The 23,145-nt window shown below is 67.9% G+C and carries 23 protein-coding genes; 5 read left to right on the top strand and 18 right to left on the bottom strand.

Annotated elements, in window-relative coordinates; genetic code table 11:
• Positions 1–38 precede the first annotated feature (38 nt).
• Positions 39–1,442: a glutamate--tRNA ligase gene (gene gltX / locus BLS85_RS05695; RefSeq protein ID WP_092783551.1), complete on the bottom strand. Its 1,404-nt coding sequence runs from the start codon at positions 1,440–1,442 to the stop codon at positions 39–41.
• A gap of 619 nt (positions 1,443–2,061) precedes the next feature.
• Here gltX and BLS85_RS05690 point away from each other — a divergent pair.
• The 3 genes from BLS85_RS05690 (at position 2,062) to BLS85_RS05680 (ending at position 6,056) form a co-directional block, all read left to right on the top strand.
• Positions 2,062–3,327 carry a DEAD/DEAH box helicase gene (locus BLS85_RS05690; RefSeq protein WP_092783548.1) on the top strand — a complete coding sequence of 422 codons (1,266 nt, stop codon included), beginning with the start codon at positions 2,062–2,064 and terminating at the stop codon, positions 3,325–3,327.
• Positions 3,328–3,423: 96 nt separating this feature from the next.
• Positions 3,424–3,633, top strand: a complete 210-nt coding sequence (locus BLS85_RS05685; protein WP_092783545.1) for a cold-shock protein — start codon at positions 3,424–3,426, stop codon at positions 3,631–3,633.
• A gap of 236 nt (positions 3,634–3,869) precedes the next feature.
• Positions 3,870–6,056 (top strand): ComEC/Rec2 family competence protein, encoded by a 2,187-nt coding sequence (locus BLS85_RS05680; protein WP_176793405.1) that lies wholly within the window; start codon positions 3,870–3,872, stop codon positions 6,054–6,056.
• 149 nt (positions 6,057–6,205) lie between these two features.
• Here BLS85_RS05680 and BLS85_RS05675 read toward each other — a convergent pair whose 3' ends face one another.
• The 9 genes from BLS85_RS05675 to BLS85_RS05635 form a co-directional block, all read right to left on the bottom strand.
• Positions 6,206–6,403, bottom strand: coding sequence for a light-harvesting protein (locus BLS85_RS05675; RefSeq protein WP_092783540.1), 198 nt, complete (start codon positions 6,401–6,403; stop codon positions 6,206–6,208).
• A 72-nt stretch (positions 6,404–6,475) separates the two neighbouring features.
• Positions 6,476–6,679: a light-harvesting protein gene (locus tag BLS85_RS05670; protein ID WP_092783537.1), complete on the bottom strand. Its 204-nt coding sequence runs from the start codon at positions 6,677–6,679 to the stop codon at positions 6,476–6,478.
• An 829-nt stretch (positions 6,680–7,508) separates the two neighbouring features.
• Entirely contained in the window at positions 7,509–10,160 is a 2,652-nt protein-coding gene (locus BLS85_RS05665; RefSeq protein WP_245699096.1) for a PAS domain-containing hybrid sensor histidine kinase/response regulator, read from the bottom strand.
• 25 nt (positions 10,161–10,185) lie between these two features.
• Entirely contained in the window at positions 10,186–11,256 is a 1,071-nt protein-coding gene (gene flhB / locus BLS85_RS05660) for a flagellar biosynthesis protein FlhB (RefSeq protein ID WP_092783534.1), read from the bottom strand.
• A gap of 21 nt (positions 11,257–11,277) precedes the next feature.
• Positions 11,278–12,039, bottom strand: a complete 762-nt coding sequence (gene fliR, locus BLS85_RS05655; RefSeq protein ID WP_245699095.1) for a flagellar biosynthetic protein FliR — start codon at positions 12,037–12,039, stop codon at positions 11,278–11,280.
• Between the two features lie 99 nt (positions 12,040–12,138).
• A complete protein-coding gene (locus tag BLS85_RS05650) occupies positions 12,139–12,405 on the bottom strand; it encodes a flagellar biosynthetic protein FliQ (protein WP_092783531.1) in 267 nt (88 codons plus the stop codon).
• A gap of 53 nt (positions 12,406–12,458) precedes the next feature.
• Positions 12,459–12,794, bottom strand: a complete 336-nt coding sequence (gene fliE / locus BLS85_RS05645; protein ID WP_092783528.1) for a flagellar hook-basal body complex protein FliE — start codon at positions 12,792–12,794, stop codon at positions 12,459–12,461.
• A 58-nt stretch (positions 12,795–12,852) separates the two neighbouring features.
• Positions 12,853–13,263, bottom strand: coding sequence for a flagellar basal body rod protein FlgC (flgC, locus tag BLS85_RS05640; RefSeq protein ID WP_092783525.1), 411 nt, complete (start codon positions 13,261–13,263; stop codon positions 12,853–12,855).
• A gap of 58 nt (positions 13,264–13,321) precedes the next feature.
• Positions 13,322–13,756 (bottom strand): flagellar basal body rod protein FlgB, encoded by a 435-nt coding sequence (locus tag BLS85_RS05635; protein WP_092783522.1) that lies wholly within the window; start codon positions 13,754–13,756, stop codon positions 13,322–13,324.
• A gap of 201 nt (positions 13,757–13,957) precedes the next feature.
• On the opposite strand from BLS85_RS05635, the gene BLS85_RS19765 reads away from it, so the two are divergent.
• A complete protein-coding gene (locus BLS85_RS19765; RefSeq protein WP_425438466.1) occupies positions 13,958–14,422 on the top strand; it encodes an EscU/YscU/HrcU family type III secretion system export apparatus switch protein in 465 nt (154 codons plus the stop codon).
• Complete coding sequence (locus BLS85_RS05625) at positions 14,419–14,937, top strand: hypothetical protein (protein WP_143027097.1); 519 nt, start codon at positions 14,419–14,421, stop codon at positions 14,935–14,937. Before BLS85_RS19765 ends, BLS85_RS05625 begins: the two co-directional genes overlap by 4 nt.
• Before the next feature lie 25 nt (positions 14,938–14,962).
• On the opposite strand, the gene tgt is transcribed toward BLS85_RS05625, so the two are convergent.
• The 8 genes from tgt to ppsR all read right to left on the bottom strand — a co-directional run bounded on the left by tgt (position 14,963) and on the right by ppsR (position 23,137).
• Positions 14,963–16,111 (bottom strand): tRNA guanosine(34) transglycosylase Tgt, encoded by a 1,149-nt coding sequence (tgt, locus tag BLS85_RS05620; protein ID WP_092783495.1) that lies wholly within the window; start codon positions 16,109–16,111, stop codon positions 14,963–14,965.
• A 65-nt stretch (positions 16,112–16,176) separates the two neighbouring features.
• The gene (locus tag BLS85_RS05615) at positions 16,177–17,178 is read right to left on the bottom strand and encodes an Rpn family recombination-promoting nuclease/putative transposase (RefSeq protein WP_092783492.1); all 1,002 of its coding nucleotides are present in this window, start codon (positions 17,176–17,178) and stop codon (positions 16,177–16,179) included.
• 28 nt (positions 17,179–17,206) lie between these two features.
• On the bottom strand, positions 17,207–17,482 hold the full coding sequence (locus BLS85_RS05610) for a hypothetical protein (RefSeq protein ID WP_092783489.1): 276 nt from the start codon (positions 17,480–17,482) through the stop codon (positions 17,207–17,209).
• A gap of 121 nt (positions 17,483–17,603) precedes the next feature.
• Positions 17,604–18,140 carry a TspO/MBR family protein gene (locus tag BLS85_RS05605; protein ID WP_092783486.1) on the bottom strand — a complete coding sequence of 179 codons (537 nt, stop codon included), beginning with the start codon at positions 18,138–18,140 and terminating at the stop codon, positions 17,604–17,606.
• The gene (locus tag BLS85_RS05600; RefSeq protein WP_092783483.1) at positions 18,137–19,351 is read right to left on the bottom strand and encodes a geranylgeranyl diphosphate reductase; all 1,215 of its coding nucleotides are present in this window, start codon (positions 19,349–19,351) and stop codon (positions 18,137–18,139) included. The genes BLS85_RS05605 and BLS85_RS05600 overlap by 4 nt, the downstream gene beginning before the upstream one ends.
• A gap of 31 nt (positions 19,352–19,382) precedes the next feature.
• Entirely contained in the window at positions 19,383–20,792 is a 1,410-nt protein-coding gene (locus tag BLS85_RS05595; RefSeq protein WP_092783480.1) for a BCD family MFS transporter, read from the bottom strand.
• A complete protein-coding gene (gene chlG / locus BLS85_RS05590; RefSeq protein ID WP_092783477.1) occupies positions 20,789–21,679 on the bottom strand; it encodes a chlorophyll synthase ChlG in 891 nt (296 codons plus the stop codon). The genes BLS85_RS05595 and chlG overlap by 4 nt, the downstream gene beginning before the upstream one ends.
• A 33-nt stretch (positions 21,680–21,712) precedes the next feature.
• On the bottom strand, positions 21,713–23,137 hold the full coding sequence (gene ppsR, locus BLS85_RS05585; RefSeq protein WP_245699094.1) for a transcriptional regulator PpsR: 1,425 nt from the start codon (positions 23,135–23,137) through the stop codon (positions 21,713–21,715).
• Positions 23,138–23,145 lie beyond the last annotated feature (8 nt).

Genomic DNA, 23,145 nt, shown 5'->3' with positions numbered 1-23,145 from the left:
CGCGATCCCCCAGGTTTCTCAGAATTGTCGCGCTGGTCTCAGGCCTCCCCGTTGTTGCCCAAGCAGTCGTCCACGCGGGCCAGGGTTTCGTTCCGTCCCATAATCTCCATGACCTCGAAAATGGGCGGCGAGACCGTGGAGCCGGTCAGGGCGGCGCGCAGCGGCTGCGCCACCTTGCCCAGCTTGAGGCCCCGGTCCTCGGCCACGGCCCGGGCGTCGGCCTCCAGGGCCTCGCGGTCCCAGGGTTCGACCGCGCCCAGGCGGTCGCGCAGCAGCGCCAGCGTTTCGGCGCCATCGCCGGTCACCTGCTTCTTCGCCTTGTCGTCCAGCGCCAGCGGCCGGGGCCGCACATAGAACGCGGCGCTGTCGGCCAACTCGACCACGGTTTTGGCGCGTTCCTTCAGGCCCGCCATGCCGGCCAGCAGGCGCTGGCGGCCCTCCTTGTCCACCGGCTGGCCCAGGCGGCCGGCGATCAGGTCCACCAGCCGGGCATCCGCGGCCTGTCGCAGCCAGTGGGCATTGAGACTCGTCAGCTTGACGGTGTCGAACCGCGCCGCCGAACGCCCCACCCCGTCCAGGTCGAACCAGTCGCGGGCCTGGGCGTCGCTGATGATCTCGTCGTCGCCGTGACCCCAGCCCAGCCGCAGCAGGTAGTTGCGCATGGCCTCCGGCAGGAACCCCATGTCGCGGTAGGCCTCGGTGCCCAGCGCGCCGTGGCGCTTGGACAGCTTGGCGCCGTCCGGGCCGTGGATCAGCGGGATATGGGCGAAGGCCGGCGGCTCCCAGCCGATCAGGCGGTAGAGCTGCGACTGGCGGAAGGCGTTGGTCAGGTGGTCGTCGCCGCGAATGACATGGGTCATGCCCATGTCGTGGTCGTCCACGACGACGGAGAGCATGTAGGTCGGCGTGCCGTCGGAGCGCAGCAGGATCATGTCGTCAAGCTGGTCGTTGGCCACGGTCACCCGGCCCTGCACCTGATCCTCGATCACCGTCTCGCCGTCGCGCGGGGCCTTCATGCGGATGACGGGGGGCACGCCCTCGGGCGCGTCGGCCGGGTCGCGGTCGCGCCAGCGGCCGTCATAGCGCATGGGCTGGCCGGCGGCCTTTTGCGCCTCGCGCATCGCCGCCAACTCCTCCTGGGTGGCATAGCAGCGGTAGGCCTTGCCCTCGGCCAGCAGGGCATTCGCTACCTCGGCATGCCGCGCGGCGCGGCTGAACTGGAACACCGGCTCCTCGTCCCAGTCCAGGCCCAGCCAGCGCAGGCCGTCGAAGATGGCCTCCACCGCCTCCGGGGTGGAGCGGGCGCGGTCGGTGTCCTCAATGCGCAGCAAGAAGCGCCCGCCGTGATGGCGGGCGTACAGCCAGTTGAACAGCGCCGTGCGGGCGCCGCCGATGTGCAGGAAGCCCGTGGGCGAGGGTGCGAACCGGGTGACGACAGTCATGGGTCCTCTGTGTGGGTCTGGAATGTCAGGGGTGGGGGCGCGCGACGCGGCGCGCCCGGAAAATCCGATGGTGGAGATCGTGTATCATACCCCGGCGCGCGGCGCAGCAGGGTCGGCGGGTTGAACGGCGCTTCTTCGGTCGCGCTGGCGTGAAGACGCACGCCGGGCGGGCTGCAAGTCCCGTCCGGCCGCTGTGTACAGTCGCAAGCCAGTGCCCGGGGAATAGGTGGAATTCCACCAGTGGTGGAGTCAACCCCTCGCGCCGCCGCGATCAACGCCGGCCGGCGCGGTCCGACAGGCGCCGGTGCGTTTCATCGGGGCAGCCCCTTTTTGAGCCACGCGCTATTTCGTTTGCTTTTTTTGGGGGAGTGTGAGCTTATGTCCGAACAATAGCTGTCAAGGGATATGGGGCGGTCACGACGACATCGCTTCTTCTCTTATGGCTCAGCGTCCGGTTTTCCAAATGTCCGCAGGTTCGGGGCTGTCGTGCCGGTGCACGACGTTGGGTCCCGCCCCCAGGCGTGGCAACGGATTGGACGCCCTCAGACATTCGCCAGGGGCCGACACCTCAAGGCCAAGCAAGGCCCTCCGTCGCGTTCTGGCCAACGAAAGCGTCCGATTGATCCAGTTCACTGACCTCGGCCTCGCCGAGCCTCTCCTTCGTGCCATTGCAGCCGAAGGCCACATCCACCCCACCCCCATCCAGTCGCGCGCCATTCCCCTCGCCCTGTCCGGGCGAGACGTTCTTGGCATTGCGCAAACCGGAACCGGCAAGACGGCGGCCTTTGTCCTGCCGCTGCTGGACCGTTTTGCCCGGGCTTCGGCGCGCGCGGCGCCCGGGGGCTGCCGTGCCCTGATTCTCGTGCCGACCCGGGAACTGGCGGCGCAGGTCAGCGCCACCATCCGCGCCTATGGCCGCGACCTCTCCATCACTTCAACCGTGGTCATCGGCGGCGCCAAGCCCGGCCCGCAGGTGCGTGCCCTGGCGCGAGGGGTCGACATCATCGTCGCGACGCCGGGACGCCTGATTGATCACCTGGACAGCGGCGCCGTCCGGCTGGATGGGGCGGGCACGGTGGTGCTCGACGAGGCCGACCATATGCTCGACCTTGGCTTCCTGCCGGCCATCCGGCGCATCATGAAGGCGGTGCCCAAGCGTCGGCAGACGATGCTGCTATCCGCCACCATGCCGAAAGCCATCCGGATCCTGGCGTCCGAGTTCCTGAACGATCCGGCCGAGGTGTCGGTCGCTCCGGCGGCGCGGCCCATCGAAACCATTGACCAGTCCGTGATGCACGTCGCGGCCGTGAGCAAGCGGGATGTGCTCGTGGATGTTCTTGGCCGCCATCAGGTCGGGCGGACGATCGTGTTCACCCGAACGAAGCGGGGCGCCGACCGGGTGACCCGGCATCTGGAACAGGCTGGCCTGTCGGCCATGGCCATTCACGGCAACAGGAGCCAGCCCCAGCGAACCAAGGCCTTGGCTGAATTCCGGGGCGGGCAGGTGGCCATTCTCGTGGCGACCGACATCGCGGCGCGGGGCATCGATGTCCCCGATGTCTCCCACGTGATCAACTTCGACCTGCCCAACGTGCCGGAGGCCTATGTGCACCGCATCGGCCGCACCGCGCGAGCGGGCAAGTCTGGAACCGCGATTTCGCTGTGCGATCCCACGGAACAGGGCCTGTTGCGGGACATCGAACGCCTGATCGGGTCGTCAATCAATGATCCCGGGGGCCATGGGCATGATGTCCGTCCGTCCCCGGCCTCTCCGTCACCGCCATCGGTGCGGGGACACCGCTCCGACAGCCCCGGGCCATCCGGCCCAAGACGGCGAAAACGCCGGCGGACATCCGGTCCGGCGGTCGCAGGGGTCGCCCGCTGAACGCCTGCCGCGGCAGGATGACGCGTGCGGGCGCCACCCCGCCTCCGGGAAACCCCCAGAGCAAACTTTCTATGACAGCAAGAAGGAGAGACCGACATGGATACCGGTTCGGTCAAATGGTTTAACAGCGCCAAAGGTTACGGTTTCATTGCCCCGGATGGGGGAGGCCCCGATGTGTTCGTGCATATCAGCGCCCTTGAGCGTGCGGGGCTCGATGGTTTGGCCGATGGTCAGGTCGTTAGCTACGATGTCGAGGTTGATAGTCGGCGAGGCAAATCCTCGGCGGTCAATCTCAAGCTTGGCTGATGAAAAGCCTGCGGTTCTGAGCAGAGCTCGTTGATAGGAGTTGCTGGCCATTGGTTTGGTCAGCAATTCGCTTTTTTATTAATGTGAAAACGACTTCTAATACACCCGAATTTATTTACTGGTGCCGCGCGGCGCCGCGCGTCCTCCCTCCAGCACGATGAGGACCGCAGGTCTCGCCCCCCTGATCCGTCATGCTATACTGTCGCCCGTGTTTCGCGACAAAAGGGCGCGCGCCCATGATTCCCCGCCGGCCGCACAGGCCGTCCCGCGCCGTCGCCGTGCCATGGACCGGCGCGCCCGCATGGGCGGCGCCGTTGCAGGGGCTCGCCGCCACGCTGGAGGCGGAGCGGACGCGCTGGCCGTTGTGGCTCCCGGTGGCGCTGGGGACGGGGATCGCCGCCTATTTCGCCCTTCCGGAGGAGCCGCCGCGCCTGACTGGCGCCGTGCTGGCCGGCGGGGTGCTTCTGCTGGTGCTGGTGGCGCGGCGCGCGGTGTGGATCAGCGCCCTGTTGGCCGCCCTGGTGGCGCTGGCTATCGGCTTCGTTGTCGCCCAGGAGCGCGCCCACGGTGTCGCCGCGCCCGTGCTGACCGAGCGACTCGGGCCGGTCCAGACCACCGGGCGGGTCGTGTTGGTCGAGTCCCGTCCGCACGGCCACCGCGTCACCCTGGCCGACGTGTCGCTGGCCGGCCTGCCCCCCGACAGGACCCCGGCCCGGGTGCGCGTGACCCAGACGCGCGGCCCGCCGCCCACGCCGGGGGCGTGGATTCGGACCCGCGCCATCCTGTCGCCGCCGCCGCGTCCGTCGGCGCCTGGGGCTTATTCCTTTCCGCGCCGAGCCTGGTTCGAGCGTCTGGGCGGGGTCGGCTTCGCGGTCGGCGATTGGGCACCGGTCGCCCTCGCCCCGGCGCTGACATGGCTCCAGCGACTGGCCGCCGTGCGCGAGCGGGTGCGTCTGGAGGTGGCGGCGCGGCTGCGATCCGGGCTGCCGGGCGAGACCGGGGCGCTCGCCGCCGCGCTGGCCACGGGCGAGCGGGGCGGCGTGCCCGAGACCGTTCTGGAGAATTTCCGCATCGCCGGGCTGGCCCACCTGCTGGCGATCTCGGGCCTGCACATGTCGATGATCGCCGGCCTGCTGTTCGTCGGCGGGCGGGCGGTGCTGGCCGGGGTGCCGGCGCTGGCGGCGCGCTGGGATCTGAAAAAGCCGTGCGCCCTGCTCGCCCTGGCGGGGACCGCCGTCTATCTGATGCTGGCCGGGGCCACGGTGCCCACCCAGCGGGCCTTTCTCATGACCGGACTCGTGCTGGTCGCGGTGCTCGTGAATCGGGTGGCGATCTCGCCCCGGCTGGTGGCCTGGGCCGCCGTGGCCGTGCTGTTGGCGCAGCCTCAGGCCCTGCTGGGCCCGTCGTTCCAGATGTCCTTCGCGGCCGTGCTGGCCCTGGTAGCCACCTGGGAACTGGCGGCGCCGCGACTTGCCACCCGGCGGCGATCCGACGGGGCGTGGCCGGATCGCCTGGGGCGCGTGGTGCTGCTGTATCTGGCGGGCGTGCTGCTGACGAGTCTGGTGGCCGGCGCGGCGACGATGCCCTTCGCCGCCTTTCACTTCAACCGCGTGGCCGTTTTCGGGCTGGCGGCCAACATGCTGGCGGTGCCGGTGATGGGGCTGTGGGTCATGCCGTGGCTGCTGGCGAGTCTGCTGCTGCTGCCGCTGGGGCTGGAGGGAATGGCGCTGGCGCCGCTGGGCTGGGGACTTGACGCGGTGGCGAGGTCTGCCGCCTGGGTGGCCGGCTGGGACGGGGCGAGCCGCTGGGTGCCGGCGATGCCGGCGTGGGGGCTGGTGGCGGTCGCCGGCGGCGGGTTGTGGCTGTGCCTGTGGCGGCGGCCGTGGCGGCTTGTGGGAGTCGCGGGGCTGGTCGCCGGGCTGGCCAGTCCTTGGACGCAGCCGCTGCCGGACCTGGTCATCAATGACGACGGTCGCGTGCTGGCGGTCCGGGGCGCGGACGGCGGCCTGATTCTCTCCCCCGGGCGGGCGGACGGGTTCGCCCGCGCCGTCTGGGTGGCGCGCCTGGGGGGCGAGAGCGCCGAGTCGTGGCCGGCGCCGGGCGCTGCGGCGGCGGACGGCCGGCTGCGCTGTGATCCGCGCGGGTGCGTGCTGCGGGCCGGCGGGGTCGTGGTGGCCCTGGCCTGGCATCGGGCGGCGCTGGGGGAGGACTGCGCGCGGGCCGATGTGGTCATCAGCCCGTTGCCGTTGGGGGCGGGATGCGAGGGTCCCGGCCTGGTGGCGGACCGGGCGGCGCTGTTCCAGGGCGGCGTGCATGCGTTGTGGCTGCGGGATGGCCGGGCGCGGGTGGAGACGGTGGCGGCCGGCGAGGGCCGGCGGCTGTGGTCGGGCGCCGGGGCGTCCGCTCCAGACGAGTCCCCGTAAATGCGTCTCCACAAACGCGGTCCCAGAAACGCGACACCGCCCGACGTGGCGTTTCGCCACCGGGCGGTATCGTCGAGGCAGACAGGAGTATCTCCGAATCGACCGGGCGCGGCGGGGTCAGCCTCCCCGCGCGCCGGGTCGAGTCGTCATCAACCCATCCAGGCGGTGGCGTAACGCTCGCTGCCGAACAGGATGGCGAGGTGCAGGACGATGCCCAGCACGGTCAGGCCGACGAAGGTCACGGTGAGGCCTTCAATCGGCTTCACGATCTGCCAGAAGCGCCAGTCTTCATTGAAGAAGTTGGGCACCTCGATCTTCTCGTCTTTTTTCAGGCAATTCGGAAGCATCTGCAGTCTCCGGAATCCGGTGTTTTCGTCTCAACGGCTGTGGCCGGTCACGGCCTGACAGCCCCGGCGCAATCAGCCGGCGGTCGGGCCAGGATACCAGGGCATCCAGGACCACAGCAGGAAGTGCGCCAGCAGGCAGATCGCGAAGAAGATCTGGCCGCCACGCTGGAACATCGCGTGGAATGCCTTGGCCTCATCGTCGGTCAGGCCGGTCCGGTTCAGTTTCTCGTACGACACGGCCGGAGCCGGTTTTGCGGAAGCAGGTTTTTCAGCCATTACGTCATCCCCTCAGCAAGGATTGATCCTCAATCCGACCCGGATTGTCCTCGACATGGCTCCGCGACGCGGAACCATCGCCGCACCACGAACGCCCCGCCTAGGGCCGTCTGTCAGCCATTTCCGTCTCATGAACGGAATTCGGCGCGCCAGGAGCGTTCGCTGCATCTCCACAAACTGGAAGCAGTTTTCCCCCATTGGCATGGGGGTGTCAACATTGGTTTTCGTGTCTGATGTCATTCGCGATTGACACTGGGGGCGCACGGCTGGAAAGCGTCGCCTTATCTCATCGAAAGGTTGGACCGGCGGGGCATCGCATGCGGTCGTCCGGGGGGCGCTGGTCCCGGCGGGGCGGCGGCGCGGTTTCGAGTCGGGCCATCCGCGATCCGCGCAGATTAACAATTCTTCATATTGCGGACGGAGCATCGTTAGGGGCACCTCAGCACTATAAAGGGGTCGCGGGTCATCGGCGAGAGCGGTCTCAGGTCGGTGCGTCCGTTGACACGGATTGCCAGCGCGCCCGTGCCTCCAATCGAACCGGCGCCGCCATCCGGGATCACCGCGTACCCACCGATCACCGCGTCTGTTGTCTCGTTGCTTTCGTCTCACACCACGTACATGACCTTTCCGGGTACCGGCGGCGCGCCCTGATCGCGCCGCCGGTTCGCTTTTGTATCGCCGTCCGAAAAGGGTGACCCTTTCGGAGGGGGCGGCGCGGCGGGTCAGAAAGCGGCGGGTCAGAAAGAAGACTCGTCGCCTCCGGTTCGTTGCAATGATCCCGAGATCGATGCGTCAATCCTGTCGTCGGCCGGTCCCCGTTCTCCCGCGTTCAGCGGGCCAGCACGCTCTTCACCGTTTCGGCCAGCAGCTTGAGGCTGAACGGCTTGGGCAGGAAATGGGTGCGCGGCTGGTCCAGGATATCGCCGCGCGCGCTGTCCTCCGAATACCCGGAGATGATGATCACCCGTAGGTCCGGCCGTTGTTCCCGCGCCGTGCGCGCCAGCGTGGCGCCATCGACGCCGGGCATGACCATGTCGGTGATGAGCAGGGCGATGGGGTGCGGCTCGCCGAGGATGTCCAGGGCGCTTTCGCCGGAGCGTGCCTCCAGCACGGTATAGCCCTTGTTGCGGAGCGCGCGGGCGGCGAAGGCGCGCACCGGGTCCTCATCCTCGACCAGCAGAATGGTGCCGGCGCCGGACAGATCCTCGATCTCCTCGTGTGATGGCGGCTGATCCGCGCCGGGTTCGGCGTCGTCCAGCCCGGCGCTCGCCGTGGTGTCCGCCGGAACCGGTCCCGCGCCGTCGGAGTCGGCGTGACCGTCCGCGTCGGCCTGGGCGGTCCAGCGCGGCAGCCGGATCGTGAACGCCGTGCCCTCACCGGGGGCCGACTCGACGTCTATGAAACCGCCGGTCTGGCGTAGGATGCCGTAGACCGTGGACAGGCCCAGGCCGGTGCCGGCGGTCGAGCCGCCCTTGGTGGTGAAGAAGGGCTCGAAGATGCGGGCCACATGCTCGTGATCGATGCCCTTGCCGGTGTCGCGGATCTCGATGACCACGTACTCGCCGGACGGCATGGTCTCCACACCCCGTTCCACCGGTTTTTCAACCACGTCCAGGCGGGTGGCGATGGTCAGGGTGCCTCCGTCCGGCATGGCATCGCGGGCATTGACGGCCAGATTGATGATGACCTGATCGAACTGGCCCGGGTCGGCCACCACATGGTCCACGTCCCGGCCGTGCAGCAGGCGGAACTGGATGGTCTCGCCCAGCAGCCGGCGCAGCAGATGCGACAGTTCCGACAAGGCGGCGGCGACATCCAGGCGGCGCGGCTGTAGCGGTTGGCGCCGGGAAAACGCCAGCAACTGACGGACCAGATTGGCGGCGCGGTTGGCGTTCTGGCGGATCTGCATGATGTCGGCGAAGGACGGATCGCCGGTGCCGTGGCGTTGCAGCAGCAGGTCGGAGTATCCGATCATGGCCGTCAGAAGGTTGTTGAAGTCGTGGGCCACGCCCCCGGCGAGCTGACCCATCGCCTGCATTTTCTGGGCTTGGGCGAACTGCCGCTCCAGGCTGCGTTGCGCGCTGGTGTCGATCAGGTGGGCGACGATGCCCTCGACCACCGGGGGTGCGGGGGGCGGCGCGTTCTCTTCGGGACCGTGGCCGGCGTCTTCCGTCCCGCCCATGGGGCCGAGAAACAGGGCGGCCGTGACGGGGCCAGAGTCGCTCTGATGGCGGCCGGGACCGGGCGCCAGCGTGACATCGATCTGCTCGCCCGCGTTGGCGGCGCCCCGCAACACGCGGTTCACGGCTTCGGTGATGCGCGCCCGGTCGGGTTCGGCGACCAGGGCCACCAGAGACTGATCGAGAAGGTCGTCGCGCCGCTGTCCGAGCAACGCCTGGAGCGCATGGTTGCAGTCCGTCAGGTGGCCTTCCGGGTCGGTCAATGCGATGCCCACGGGGGCGCCGTCGAACAGCCAGCGGAACATGCGATCCCAGCGCCACGGCCCGACACCATCCTGGCCGACGGCGGCCGGAGGCGCGTCGATGGCATCGCGCATCACAACCGTGCGGGTCAGGAGTTCGCCCGCGTCATCATGCGAGCCCTGGCTGACAAGCGCTGAAAAGCGCCGCCCGCTGGCCGAGACGAAGCGGACCTCGCCGCGCCAATCCCCGTCCAGCATCGGCGGTGCCCCGCCATCCACGAGCTTGGACAGCGATGCCTCGCGCAGGGCTTCGGGCTCGCGGTCCAGCCACCGGGCCATGCGCTGATTGACGAAGCGGATGCGGCCGTTGGCGTCGGCGGAATACAGCCCCACCGGCAGGAAGTACAGGAAGTCCGACAGGCTTTCGCGCTCGCGAGTCAAAACCTCGTCGATGGCGCGGCGGGCGGTGACGTCGCGGGCCAGCCAGAGACGGGGCCACCGCGTCGCGGATGAGGCGGCGTCCGGGGTCCTTCCGGCGGGGCGGACCAGACGTAGCGCGACGTCCCACCACTCCGGTTCCTGAAGGGCGGGCGTGTTCGGCGCTTCCGGGTCGTCCGCGTCGTAGGGGCGCAGGGCGAGGGTCAGGTGCTCGCCATATCCCGCCGTGTTGGCTGCGGCCAGTCGGCCGAGCGGTTCGGCTAAATCGTCCAGCCCGGCCAGTCGCAACGGGTCGAACAGGCGCGCGCGCAGATCGGTGGGCGGGTCCAGGGTTGGCCACAGACGGCGCGCGGCGGCGTTGGCCAGCAATACGGTTCCGTCGCAGTCCAGGACCAGTCGGGCTTCCGATTCGTCGTCGAGCATCTCGATCAGGACGCGATTGACGGCGGCGTTCCGCTGGGACTGGGCCAGGACCCGCGCCAATCCGATCAGCGACAGAACCAGCAGGGTCACGCCGACACCCGCCAGTGTCGGCGCGGCCACTTCCACCGTGTCGGGCAGGGCGGCACGCACGGCCGGATGGTCGGCCACCAGCGCCCCGAGAAGGACAAGGGTGCCCATCACCAAACCCCACACGGCCGGTAGTCTAATGAAACGGCGTTTTCCGGAGACGCATGACATACCCGATCACCTCGGCCACCGCCTGATAATGCTCGGGCGGAATCTCTTGGTCCAGATCGACGGTGGCATAAAGCGCGCGGGCCAGGGGCGGATTTTCCACGACGGGCACGTCGTTGTCCTCGGCGACATCGCGAATCCTCAGGGCAAGGCTGTCCTGTCCCTTGGCGACCAGGCGCGGCGCGGCCATGGTCTCCATCTCGTATTTCAGGGCAACGGCGAAGTGAGTCGGGTTGGTGACCACCACGTCGGCCTCGGGCACGGCCTGCATCATGCGCTGGCGTGACCGTTCCGCGCGCAGGCTGCGGATGCGGGCCTTGACCTGGGGGTCGCCCTCGGCGGTTTTGTTCTCGTCCTTGACCTCCTGTTTTGTCATGCGCAGGTCATCGTGGTGTTTGAATCGCGTGTAGACAAGATCAATTGTAGCGATCACAGACATGAACAAAAGAACGCCAACGAGAAGCGCGATGATGGCGTCGCGGAAGTCTTCAAGGCTGGCGACCATGTCCTGGTCAATAAAATGATGTGGCGTTTCTATAACCGGCAGCAACACAACATAGGTCATCACGGCCACGAAGGCCAGCTTGAACAAGCCTTTCACGGTCTCAAGCAGCTGCTTGATTGAAAATATCTTCTTCACGCCCTTGATGGGGGAAATTTTGTCAAGCTTGGGTGTGAGTGGCTTGGTCGTGATCAGCAGGCCCACCTGACCGACCTGGGCCATAACCCCCATGAACATGAAGATGGCCATCGGGATGGCGATATAGGGGAAAACGGACATCACGACGGTCGAAATGCCGGTGGCCATTTCAGCCCGCCCCAACGGGAGTTGATGAGCCTTGCCCAGAAGGCCGGCCAGTTCCAGGGTGATCCGCTCGGCGCTCCATGGCAGCAGCACGATCACGAACAGCGTCGCGCCCAACAGGACGGCGAAGTTGCCCACCTCGCGCGAGTTGGCCACGTTGCCTTCCTTGCGAGCCTCGTCGAGCCGTCGTGAGGTCGGGTCTTCTGTTTTCGATGCCTTGTCTTCTTCGGCCATCGGGGCGACTTTCCGTTGCCGTCACAGACGCAGGAAGGCGATCAGGCCTTCCTCGAAATAGGACAGATAGACCAGCATGATGGCGGGGAGGGTCAGGAACAACATGCCCAGCCCAATCAGGATGATCAACGGCAGGCCCACGAAGAATACGTTCATCTGCGGCATCAGGCGCGCCATGATTCCCATCGCGACATAGAACACGATCGAGAAGATCACCATGGGGGATGCCAGTTGCCAGCCGATGCGGAAGGACCGCGCCAGGACCTCCGTGGAATGGGTCACGAAGTCTCCCGTCGGCGGCAGCAGGCCCGGCGGAAAAATCCGGTAGCTGTCGACCAGGGCGCGAATGATCAGATGGTGCAGGTCCATGGCGAACATCACGACGAGCGCCAACAGCATCAAGAAGGTCAGGATCAGGGCACTGGTCTGGGTCGTGTTGGGATCGAAGGCCTGGGCGTTCATCAGGCCGCCGGCATATCCGATGGCTGTTCCGCCCAAGTGCATCGCGGCCTGCAGCAGGTGGGCCATCAGTGCCAGGAAGGTGCCGATCAGGACTTCGGTCGTGATCAGCAGGACCAGGGCGGCGGCGTTCTCGGGCTCCGGCGGTAGGGCCGGCTCGACCAAGGGCGTGATGATCAGGCACAGAGGAAAGGCAAAGGCAAGGCGCACGCGCGGCGTGACATAGGCGGCACCGAAGCCGGGCAGCAGCATGAAAGCGAATCCCAGCCGGGTGAAGACCAGCATGAGATTGAACAGCGGCGTGGCGATCAGGTCCTCAAGCACGTGCCGGCCTCCCCGCGCCAAAGTCCCGACGGTTTGAGCGGCCCCCCGAATCTCGGTTCCACACGGCAGACCGGTCACGTTTCGCCGCGCCGGGGCGGCTCACGGCAGGCTGATGGCCAGATCCATCAGGCGTTCGGTCAGTTCGACCAGTTGCTGGATCATGAACGGCAGCAGAATCAAAACCGCCATATAGACGATGATGATCTTCGGCACGAAGACCAGCGTCATTTCCTGAATCTGGGTCAGCGTCTGGAACAGTGAGATGATCAGGCCCACGGTCAGTCCCGCCAGCAGAACCGGCGCGGCAATGATGACCATGGTCAGGATGCCGTCGCGGGCGACATCAAGGATCTGGGTCGCCTCCATGGTTCACACGGTCCTCGGATCCCTGGCGGTCGTCTCGACGGGTGGGCGCGGCCTCACAGCGGCATGCGCATGATGGTGTCGTACGCGCTGACGACCTTGTCACGTACCGCCACCATGGTCTGCAGGGTCAGTTCGGCGCTGTTGACCGCCAACACAACGTCCCGGGTATCGGCCAGCCCGGCGATGCCCTGCATGCTCATGCGCTCGCCTTCTTCCAGCGTCTGGACCGACGCCTTCAGGGTGTCCCTGACCATGCCGGCGAAGTTGGAGTCGGGCCCGGCCGCCGCGCCGGCTTTGTCCGCATGTGTTTCGTGCGGCACGATATCCCCGGCATGACGCGCGCTTGCCCGATAGGCGGCGATGGCACTGGAGAAATTGATGTCCGGCATCCTGGTCTATCCTGAATAAGCGGGAGCGCGCCCTGTTCATCGACGCGGTGACGGCCCCTCAGCGCAGCAGCTCAAGGGTTTTTTTCGACATCTCGCGAGCCACGCTGATGGCGTTCATGTTGGCCTCGTAGGAGCGCTGCGCCTCGTGCAGGTCCATGAGTTCGATCAAGGGATTGACGTTGGGCATCATCACGTATCCGTCGGCGTCCGCCGCCGGGTGGTCGGGATCGTGCTCCTTGGGAAAGGGCGACATGTCCTGTCGCACACGATTGACCTCCACGGTTTCGATGCCGAGCTGCCGGTCCACGGCGTTCTGGAACGTGATGACCTGCCGCCGATAGGGCTGTTCGCCCGGACGCTCCCCCACGGACTCGGCGTTCGCGAGGTTCTGGGCCACGATTCGCAGGCGCTCGGCCTGGGCCTTCATGCCCGCCACCGATATGTTTTGCGATCTGCTCAGTTCGTCCATGGGGTACGATCCTCCGGTGTGAGGGCCGTTCCGGCCCGGGCCATGGGACCACGGCCGGTCAGCGATTCGGCCTGATGGCGGTTTTCAGCATAGCCATGTTCCGCTCGAACAGGCTGGCGGCCATCATGTAACGGCTTTTCGTCTCGCCTATCTTCCGCATCTGCTCTTCCAGAACCACGCTATTGTCGTCCAGTGTCGTCTCGAAAGAGCGCCTCTGCTCGCTGACCCTGTACGGGTCCGGGTCCGGCAGCGTTCCCGGAAGGTGATTCGGGTCGGTGCGGACCGCCCCGACATCCGCCGGGTTCCGGCGATGCTGTGTCAGGCTGTCCTGCCGCGCCATTATCTCGCGGAAGTCGGGTTCGCGGACGTCCTGGCCACGATACCCGGGCGTGTTGACGTTGCTGACGTTCTGCGCCAGCACGCGTTGCCTTTGGGCGCCCCATTGCAAGCGGGCATGGACCATGCGAAACAGCGGCAGATTGGTCAGGTCCATCTTTTCGGGTCCCGGGCAAAGGTCGTGGCGGTCTGTCACGACGGTGGTTCGCCGGGGCTGTCCGGCGGGCGGTCTTCCTTCCCTTCACTGTCCGCCGTCGCCTTTAATATTCGGTAAAGCGGGCGAGGGTAGGGTGATCCGGTCGGGGAGGCGCCCACATTGAACGCCGGTCGCCGGCGGCTTTCGCGAACGCGTCGACACATGGTTCGGCGCCGCAGTCTGGAAGCAGGACGCGCCATGCCGGATCGCCCTCCCCCGCAGTCCCACTCCGATCCTTCCGCGCTTGCCGTGGCATTGGGCCATGAGCCGGGGAGCGGTCGGGCTCCCACGGTGCTCGCCAGTGGGCGGGGTGCGATGGCGGAGCAGATCCTCGCGCTTGCGTTCGCGCATGGCGTTCGGGTGCGTGAGGATGCGGATCTGGCCCAGGTGCTGGCGGCGGTCGATGTGGACAGTGAGATTCCGGTCGAGGCAATGCTCGCCGTGGCCGAAATCCTCACCTATGTTTACCGGGCGAATGCCGGCCTCGCCGAGGGACCCGGCGGCGGCGATGGGTGCCGCGTGGCACCGCCTTTGGCGTCGTGGGCCAGCGTGTTTGCCGGGGATGTCCCTGCGACGGGGACGAGGGCGGATGATCGCGGTTCCGGTGAAGGGGACCAGACACCATGACTGGCCGGCGTTCTGAGACGACCATGGAGGTGGCGGCCACGCCGGAAGGCATTGGTGCCGCCCTGACTCAGGTGATCAGCCTGATCGTGACCGCCGAACGTATGTCGGCGGATTATCAGTTGGTGAACCTGAATTCCCTGGACCACCGCGTGGCCGCCGTCTGCGAGGCCATCACGGCCCTGCCGGAGGAAGAGGCGCGCCAGTTCAGATCCGGCATGAGGGCGCTGATGGACGGACTGGACCGTCTTGAGGTGGCGACGCGGGAGGCGTACCGGGCACTGTCCTCGCCGACGGCGGCCGAAGAGGCCGCCTCTCTGACCGAACTGGCGGTCTCCACCCGTGCGTCGGCGGCCTATGCGCGGGCGCTGTCGGTTGCCCCGCCACCGATGTCCGAGCCGTCCCGGCCGGGTGACGAGCGGCGTCGGGTCGACCGCCGATTCCAGGACCGGCGCAAGGGCCAGGATCGCCGCCAGGAAGACCGGCGCGACGGCGAGGCCAGCGAGGCCGGGGGCTGATCCGTGGGCGCATCCGCGCGGTTGGTCAGGCAGACGGGGGGATATCGCCCGAGGCGTACTCCGAGCCCCGCGTTTCAAGGAATGCCGTCAACCGGCCCTCACCGATGGCGCCGCGAAGGCCGGCCATGAGATCCTGATAATGCTGGAGGTTGTGCGCCGTCAGCAGCATCGGCCCCAGCATCTCGCCGGCCTTGACCAGATGATGCAGATAGGCGCGGGAATAGTCCCGGCAGCACGGGCAGTCGCAGGTTTCATCCAGGGGCCGGGAATCGTCGGCGTGACGGGCGTTGCGCAGGTTCACCGTGCCACGTCGGGTGAAGGCCTGGGCGGTGCGTCCCGATCGCGTCGGCATGACGCAGTCGAACAGATCCACCCCGCGCGCCACGGCGGCGATGATGTCCTGGGGCCGCCCCACGCCCATCAGGTACCGCGGGCGGTCGTCCGGCAGCAAGGGTGTGACGCTCTCCAGCACCCGCAGCATCTCGTCATGGGGCTCGCCCACGGCCAGGCCGCCGATGGCGTAGCCGTCGAAGCCGATGTCGGTCAGGGCGTCCACCGATTGGCGGCGAAGATCCTCGTACACGCCCCCCTGCACGATGCCGAACAGGGCGTATCCGTTGCGCTGCTCGAAGGCCGCCCGTGACCGTTTCGCCCAGCGCATGGACAGGTGCATGGACTCGGCGGCTTGGTCGCGTGTGGCGGGGTAGGGGGTGCACTCGTCGAAGGCCATGGTGATGGTCGATCCCAGCAGGTGCTGGATCTCGATGGATCGTTCCGGCGTCAGGCGGTGGCGCGAGCCGTCGATGTGCGACTGGAAGGTCACCCCGTCCTCGTCGAGCTTGCGCAGGGTGGACAGGCTCATGACCTGGAAGCCGCCGGAATCGGTGAGGACAGGGCCGGGCCAGTTCATGAACCGGCGCAGGCCGCCCAGGCGGGCGATGCGCTCTGCGCCGGGGCGAAGCATCAGGTGATAGGTGTTGCCCAGCACGATCTGGGCGCCGGTCTCGGCCACCTGCTCCGGGCGCATGGCCTTGACTGTGCCGGCCGTGCCCACGGGCATAAAGGCGGGCGTGTCGATGGGGCCGTGGGCCGTCTCGACACGGCCCAGGCGGGCGGCGCCGTCGGTGGCGAGATAGGTGTAGCGGAAGAGCGAGGCGGTGGCGGCGTCGGTCATGGCAGGGTGATAGACCGTCGTCGGCGCGTCCTCAAGGAAAAGCGCCGTGGCGGCGGGGGACCGGATCAGTGCCGCGTTCCCCGGAACACCTCGTCGAGAGTGGTGGCGTCCAGGGCGGCGTCGAACCAGGATTGCAGCGTGTCCGGAGATGCGGTCGCGATGTGCCGCCGCGTCGCGCTGGGCAGCGGGCCAAAGCGTCGTTCCAGCAGACGCAGGAGTAGGACCGCCTGTTCCTGGGCCTTGCCCATGGCGATGCCCTCGGCGATGCCCTCGGCCTTGCCTTTGGCGATGCCCTCGGCCTTGCCTTCGTTGAAGATTTCCTCGGCCACGGTGCCCATGACGGCCTCCCAGCGTTCCGGTTTCGTGCGGCGCAACGCGTCCATGACTGTATCACGACTGGTATCGTGCACGGTCAATATATAGGTCATGAGGCGGATCTCGAGAGGGTGTCCATCGGGAACGCCGCTCAGGATCGACTCCAGCACATCGGCCGTTACGCTGGCCTGGAAGGCATATTTGAGCGCCGTCAGGCCGGAGCGCAATAGGCGATCCTGCGACAGATCGGCGACCGTGATCGGCCCCAGGTCAAGCACCGTGTAGCGTAGCGACCGGGCCTGCTCCAAGGCGCCGCCGTCATCTATGGCAAGGCAGTCAAGGGCCGACGGCGGGACCGCCCAGGGTGTCACGCCGTGATAGACAACCAGCGGAAAGATCGGCGGTAGCGCGCGCAGGCGCCCGGCCCTGCCCTCGGCGTAGGCCTCCCAGATGCGCACCATGTAGCCGAGCAACTGCAAAGGCGTCGACGGGTCCGGCGTGCTCTTGTGTTCCAGAAGCACATACAGGAAAGCCGGCCCGCCCGACTTGAGGGGCGTCCGGAACAGCCGGTCGCTCCGCGTCGACCGCAGGGTATCGTCGATGAAGGTGCCGTCGACAGGCTCCGGTGGGACGTCGGCTAGACAGGCCACGACCTCGGCCGGGAGGCGCTCCCGGATCAGGGTCGCGGCCCGCTCCGGGTCGTCCAGCAGGGCGCGGAACAGGCTGTCGTGCGGAGTCTGCGACAGGGCCATGGGCTATTCCTGTCCGGGATGACCCCGGTCATCGCCGCCAGCGGACCCACAGGTCGGTGAGGTGAAACACCAGAGAGACCAGCAGCCACGCGCCCACCCAGGTCCAGTCGGCGCCGCGCAAGGCGGCCCCCAGGGCCATGACCAGGGCGGCGCCAGGGATCAGGGCCAGGACCATGTGCCAGGGCCAGCCGTCCCGGCCGAGCCGGCGGTGAAGCCAGGCCAGCCCGACGGCCTCCAGCACGATGACGGCAACGATCAGGTCGGCCACGAGCCCGGACTCGTGCAGCCAGCGCAGGGTCTCCATTGGCAACGGACCCTCTGACGAGAGCGCGTTGCGTGAGTCCTGACACACGCAACGCGCTCTATTGAATTGATATTGAAGCAAATCGTCGTCGCGATTCGTTCCGGATCGCTCGGGATTTGCTTTAGCCCGCCGCCACGCCGGTGAACGGCGCGTTCAGCCACCATACCCCGGCGTTCAGCAGGGCGGCGAAACTGACCCATGCGAGGTGAGGCATCAGCCACCACGCGGCGATCCGGTCACAGCGGGCGGTCTCGATGATGAGAGTCAGCACCGACAGCCACAGCACCAGCACTTCCGCCAGCGCCCAATCCGGCCGCTGCAGCGTGAAGAACAGGTAGCTCCACAGGATGTTGGCGCCGGCGCTGAAGATGTACGCCATCACCAGGGTGCCGCGCGCGCCGTTGGACGGGGCGCGTTGCCACGCCAGCACCGCCGAGGCGGCGGTACACAGGTAGATGAGACTCCAGCCCGCCGGGAAGGCCCAGTCCGGCGGCTTGAAGTCGGGCTGGGCAAGCCCGTAGTACCAGTCACTCAGAACCGTGACCTGGTTGCCGACGCCGCCGACGACGCCGATCCAGATCAGAATGCCAAGCAAGGGGATCACGACCGATCCGCCGCCCATTTTCTTGCCCTCTTGGGCCATTGCTTCCGTCGTCATGGCTTTACCAATCCCAGCAGATGGGCCAGATCCTTGAAGAAGATGCGCACGTGCGCGAGCGGACTGGTCTTTACCAGGGCCTTGTTCATGTAGGCCTCCCAGGTCAGCCGCTGCACATCGGGATCCTGGCAGATGGACACAAACCGCTCGCGTCGCTTGTCGTTCGTATACCAGAAATCCTGGAGCAAACCGAGGATCCAGAAGACGCGGCCGTGTTCCTTCATGAAGCGCTTGCGGGCGTCGGCCAGATGCGACGACTCGCCGGTGCGCAACATCGCGTCCACCGCCTCGCCGGCCAGCCGGCCGCCGACCATGGCGTAATAGATTCCCTCGCCTGAGGACGGGGCCACGACCCCGGCGGCGTCACCGGCGAGAACGACATCCTTGCCGTTGTCCCACACCTTGAGCGGCCGCAACGGAATGGGCGCGCCCTCGCGGCGCAGCGTCTCCACCTTGTCCAGCCCGGTGCGTCGGCGCAGATCATTGGTCGCGGCGCGCAGGTCGACGCCCTTCTTCTCGGTGCCCATGCCGATGCTGACGGTCTCGCCGTGCGGAAAGACCCAGCCGTAGAAGTCGGGCGAGATGGTGCCGTCGTACCAGACGTCGCAGCGTTCCGGCTCGTAGCCGGGCACCTCGCCCGGCTCCGGCGCGCGGACGATCTCGTGGTAGGCCACCACCATCGGCCGGGTGGCGCCGCCCGGGACCTGGGTCTTGGCGATGGCCGAGCGGGCGCCGTCGGCGCCGATGACGGCGCGGGCGCGGATGCGGCGGACGGGCGCGTTGTCCCCCTCCGTCTGGGGCCGGTAGACGATGACCGCCGTGCCGTCGTGGTCACGCTCGAAGTCCTCGAAGATGGCCGCCTTCCAGTCGGCGCCGGCCTCGGCGGCGCGCGTCCGCAGCCAGGGATCGAAGTCCTTGCGGTCCACCATGCCGACATAGCCGCTGAGGATGGGCATGTCGACGATGCGGCCGGACGGCGAGATGACCCGCGCGCCCTTGACCTTGCTGACAAGGCAGCTTTCGGGAATGTCGAAGTCCTTCATGGCGCGGGGCGGGATGGCGCCGCCGCACGGCTTGATGCGGCCCTCGCGGTCCAGCATCACCACCTTTCGCCCCTTGCGGGCCAGATCCGTAGCCGCCGTGGCGCCGGCCGGGCCGCCGCCGACGACGACCACGTCCACGGTTTCGATGGCGTCCCCGTCTCCGCTCATGGTCGTGCAGTCCTCAATGGTGGGTGAAGCGCTATTGGGCCGGCATGCTTTGATCGGCCGTCGCCTCCCCCGAGCCGCCGCGCAGGCGGGACAGGGCGGCGACGCCACCGACACGGGCAGCCAGCAGCGCGGAAGAGGCGAACAGAAGGCCCTCGGCGGCGAAAACGACGCCGTAGGCGTTGGCCGGGGTATCCATCAGCGCCCGTGTGGCGTCCACCGCCACGGTACCCAGGAACCCGCCCAGGGCGAAGGCGATGGCCTGGGCCGCGCCCCAGACACCCATGCGGATGCCCTCGCGGTCGGGCGCACCGGCCCCGGCCAGGCCCATCATGGTGCTGATAGCGGCGACGGCGAAGGCGCCGTTGGCCACGCCCATCAGGAACACGGTCACGCGCAGCGGCCAGACCTCGGGGAAGTGGCCCGAGACGGCAATGGCCAGCAGGCTCAGGCCGGAGGCGACGCATCCGCCCATGGTCCACAGCTTCAGGACCGCCGGTCGTCCGCCGCCGAAGCCGCTGGCCAGGATGCCGACCAGCAGCATCCCCGCAAGGGCGCCGCTGTGCTGTACACTGGTCAGCTGGGTCGAGGCCCCGACCGTGTAGCTGAACACGGCGCCGGCGAACGGTTCCAGGATCAGATCCTGGATGTTGTAGGCCAGCATCGATACGAAGATGAAGATGGCCAGTCGGCGCGACTCGTCCTCATGCCAGATCTCTGCCAGGGCCTCCAGGAAGCGGGGCTTGGGCGCGGGCGCCGTGGTCGCGGGGGGGGCTTCCGGCGCGGGGGCCGGGGCGCGTCGGCCTTCCACGCCCCACATGGCGAGGGCGGAGACAAGGAAGGCGACGATACAGACGCCGGTGGTCACCACCACCAGTCGGTCGGGCGAATAGCCGCTGCCGCCGTCGGCGACGGAGTCGGCGATGTCCAGAAAGGCGCCGGCGACGGCGGCGGAAATGATGAAGCCGACAAACATCATCAGCCAGACGATGGTCGCCGCCGCCGCGCGACGGGCGGGCGCCACCCGCTTGGCCAGCAGGGCCAGCAGGTTGGTGCCGGCGGCGCCGACGCCGATGCCGATGACGATATAAGAGACGACGGCGCCGATCAGGCCGGTCGTCATGTCGGTGCCCATCCGGGCGGTGGACAGGCCGGCCCCGATGCCGCCCAGGGCCAGCAGTGCCATGCCGCCGACGATCCACGGTGTGCGCCGGCCGCCGACGTCGGAGCCGTGGCCCCAGCGCGGGCGCAGGAACTGGAGTCCTTCGCGAACGGTCACCAGGGCGCCGGGGATCATGGCCGCCAGCGCCAGTTCGACCACCATGACCCTGTTCAGGGTCGAGGTCGTTAGAACGATGATCGCGCCCAGCGAAGCCTGAACCAGCGCCAGCCGGGCGATGAACAGCCAGCCCATGAACGCGGGAGCCGGGGCGCCGCCGCTCATGACAGCCCCGCCACCCCGGCGTCGAAGCGCAACGCGAAGGCGCTGATCATCATGCCTGACACATAGAAGGGAACGCCGATGCCGCTGTACCACAGGGCGTGTTTGACCGGATCCTTCAGGAACCGGATCATCAAAAGGCCCTGCACGGCCAACAGCACGCCCACGAACAGCGCGTGCCACGGGTGCCCCATCCCCAGCAGAATGGCAATCACCACCGCTTGCGGTACGGCCATGACCCAGCAGGAGACGCGCGCGGCGCGCTCGGCGCCCAACTGAACCGGCAGGGTGCGCACGCCGAGCTTGGTGTCGCCCTCGATGGCCTTGAAGTCGTTCAGGGTCATGATGCCGTGGGCGCCGGCGCCGTACAGCAGGGCCAGGGCAATGATCGCCGGATGCGGCAGGCCGCCCACCATGACGGCGGCGCCGGTGAACCAGGGCAGGCTTTCATAACACAGGCCGACGGCCCCGTTGCCCCACCAGCCGTTCAGCTTCAGGCGGATCGGCGGCATCGAATAGGCCCAGGCCAGCGCCACCCCGAACACGGCAGCCCAGAACACCCAGGTGCCCAGCATCCAGGCCCAGGCCAGCGACAGCAGGGTCATGGCGATGGCGATGATCAGGCCCCAGGCGCCGGGGATGCGGCCGGAGGGAATCGGGCGATTCGGCTCGTTGATGGCATCGACGTGGCGGTCGTACCAGTCGTTGACCACCTGACTGGTGGCACAGACCAGCGGCCCGGCCAGAATGATGCCGCCCAGGATGAACAGCGCGTTGGACAGGAACGGCTGTCCCGACGACACCACGCCGCAGGTGAAGGCCCACATGGGGGCGAACCAAGTGATGGGATGCAGGACCTCAAGGAGGGCCGCAGGCTGTATCCGTTGCATGGCTGGGGACACTAGGCCGGGGTCCTGGGTCCGTCAATCAGAAGTGACACGGGCAGACGAGCTTCCGGAGGCGTCCGACGAGGACAGGTCCCCCAGATTGTATCGCCGCAGCTTCACATACAGGCTTTGCCGGCTCAGGCCCAGCATCTCGGCGGCGGAGGCCCGGTTGTCGCCGGTCAGTTCCAGGGCGGCCTGGATGCACAGCTTCTCGATCATGTCGTTGGTCTCGCGGATGATCTCCTTGAGCGAGACGCGGCCGACCAGTTCGGTCAGTTGCTCGACCGAGCGTGGCGCGGTCACCGCCGTGACACCGGATCCGGCGCCCTCCTCGCGGTCGGTGACGGCGCGGATGATGAAGCCCAGACAGGGGCGGTCGGTATGCGGCACCGCGACGGCCGAGATCTCCACCGTGGTGCTGGCGCCGATATCGCCGTGAACGGAGGTGGTGAACTGGCGCACCGTCTCCAGGTCTCGCAGATTGGCGATCAGCCGCGTCAGGTCCACGCCCGGTCGGCCGATGAACCGGCTCAACGGGCGGCCGCGCACCTGGGCCTCGGTGGCCACCTGCACGAAATCCAGAAAGGCGGTGTTGGACGACAGGATGATGCCGTCCATGTCGGTCACCACCATTCCGTCGGGGGCGTTGTCCATGACGTCCAGAAGGCGGGCGCGGGCCTGGGTCACCAGGGTGCCGTCCGACTCCGCCACGCGGGAGGACAGACGCACCAGGAACTGCACGGTCCGCTCGATGCGGAACAGGGCGGCGGAGACCAGCACCTCGCGCCGGGCCGGGCCCAGGCGCACGGCCACATCATCGCCGCGCCCGACAGCGCGCACGCTGGCCAGCAACGTCTCGATGGAATCGGCGTCATCGGTTTCCACGCCGTGCGGGAAGACGCGGTCGATCAGGGATTTGCCGCTGTCCCCAAACAGGGCTTGGGCGGCCGTGTTGGCCTCGACGATGCGGCGCGAGGCCGAGTCGACGAACAGCACGGCCTCGGACGACAGCTTGAACAGCAGGCGGTAGCGCGTTTCCAGGTGGCGCAGCCGGGCGTAGTCCCGCTCCATGGCCTGCTGCGCCAGAAGCAGGCGTTGCTGCATGTTGGCCACGGAGCGCAGGTCACGGCCCATGGCGACGACGCGCCCGTCGGGCCCGATCCGGGTTGCGGCGTACAGCATGGGGAGATCGGCGCCGTTGGGCACCGGATAGGACACCTGACGCCAGCCGGTGGGGACGTCGGCCAGAGCATCGCGCAGCAGGGCGTCAACCTTGGGCCGGCTGTCCTCGGTCACGGTCTCCGCCCAGGGCTGGCCGATCCAGGCGCCGGGCGGGGCGAGGCCCAGGTCGCTTTTGCCGACGGCCATGTCGCGCACCACGCCCTTCGGGTCCAGGATCAAGGCCACATCGGCGGACGCGGCGATGACCCGGGCGGCCTGATCGGCGTCGAGGTCTCCCAAGGAGATTC

Origin of the sequence: Rhodospira trueperi, assembly GCF_900101965.1 — a bacterium.
Classification (GTDB): Bacteria; Pseudomonadota; Alphaproteobacteria; order Rhodospirillales; family Rhodospirillaceae; genus Rhodospira; species Rhodospira trueperi.
Note: the sequence above shows the minus strand (reverse complement) of the source record. Positions and strands in the feature narration are given on the sequence as shown.

Coding starts and splice junctions, on each gene's coding strand:
- gltX (WP_092783551.1), bottom strand. CDS start 1,442: ATGACTGTCGTCACCCGGTTCGCACCCTCGCCCACGGGCTTCCTGCAC.
- BLS85_RS05685 (WP_092783545.1), top strand. CDS start 3,424: ATGGATACCGGTTCGGTCAAATGGTTTAACAGCGCCAAAGGTTACGGT.
- BLS85_RS05680 (WP_176793405.1), top strand. CDS start 3,870: ATGATTCCCCGCCGGCCGCACAGGCCGTCCCGCGCCGTCGCCGTGCCA.
- BLS85_RS05675 (WP_092783540.1), bottom strand. CDS start 6,403: ATGCTTCCGAATTGCCTGAAAAAAGACGAGAAGATCGAGGTGCCCAAC.
- BLS85_RS05670 (WP_092783537.1), bottom strand. CDS start 6,679: ATGGCTGAAAAACCTGCTTCCGCAAAACCGGCTCCGGCCGTGTCGTAC.
- BLS85_RS05665 (WP_245699096.1), bottom strand. CDS start 10,160: ATGGGCACCCTTGTCCTTCTCGGGGCGCTGGTGGCCGACCATCCGGCC.
- flhB (WP_092783534.1), bottom strand. CDS start 11,256: ATGGCCGAAGAAGACAAGGCATCGAAAACAGAAGACCCGACCTCACGA.
- BLS85_RS05650 (WP_092783531.1), bottom strand. CDS start 12,405: ATGGAGGCGACCCAGATCCTTGATGTCGCCCGCGACGGCATCCTGACC.
- fliE (WP_092783528.1), bottom strand. CDS start 12,794: ATGCCGGACATCAATTTCTCCAGTGCCATCGCCGCCTATCGGGCAAGC.
- flgC (WP_092783525.1), bottom strand. CDS start 13,263: ATGGACGAACTGAGCAGATCGCAAAACATATCGGTGGCGGGCATGAAG.
- BLS85_RS05635 (WP_092783522.1), bottom strand. CDS start 13,756: ATGGACCTGACCAATCTGCCGCTGTTTCGCATGGTCCATGCCCGCTTG.
- BLS85_RS19765 (WP_425438466.1), top strand. CDS start 13,958: ATGGTTCGGCGCCGCAGTCTGGAAGCAGGACGCGCCATGCCGGATCGC.
- BLS85_RS05625 (WP_143027097.1), top strand. CDS start 14,419: ATGACTGGCCGGCGTTCTGAGACGACCATGGAGGTGGCGGCCACGCCG.
- tgt (WP_092783495.1), bottom strand. CDS start 16,111: ATGACCGACGCCGCCACCGCCTCGCTCTTCCGCTACACCTATCTCGCC.
- BLS85_RS05615 (WP_092783492.1), bottom strand. CDS start 17,178: ATGGCCCTGTCGCAGACTCCGCACGACAGCCTGTTCCGCGCCCTGCTG.
- BLS85_RS05610 (WP_092783489.1), bottom strand. CDS start 17,482: ATGGAGACCCTGCGCTGGCTGCACGAGTCCGGGCTCGTGGCCGACCTG.
- BLS85_RS05605 (WP_092783486.1), bottom strand. CDS start 18,140: ATGACGACGGAAGCAATGGCCCAAGAGGGCAAGAAAATGGGCGGCGGA.
- BLS85_RS05600 (WP_092783483.1), bottom strand. CDS start 19,351: ATGAGCGGAGACGGGGACGCCATCGAAACCGTGGACGTGGTCGTCGTC.
- BLS85_RS05595 (WP_092783480.1), bottom strand. CDS start 20,792: ATGAGCGGCGGCGCCCCGGCTCCCGCGTTCATGGGCTGGCTGTTCATC.
- chlG (WP_092783477.1), bottom strand. CDS start 21,679: ATGCAACGGATACAGCCTGCGGCCCTCCTTGAGGTCCTGCATCCCATC.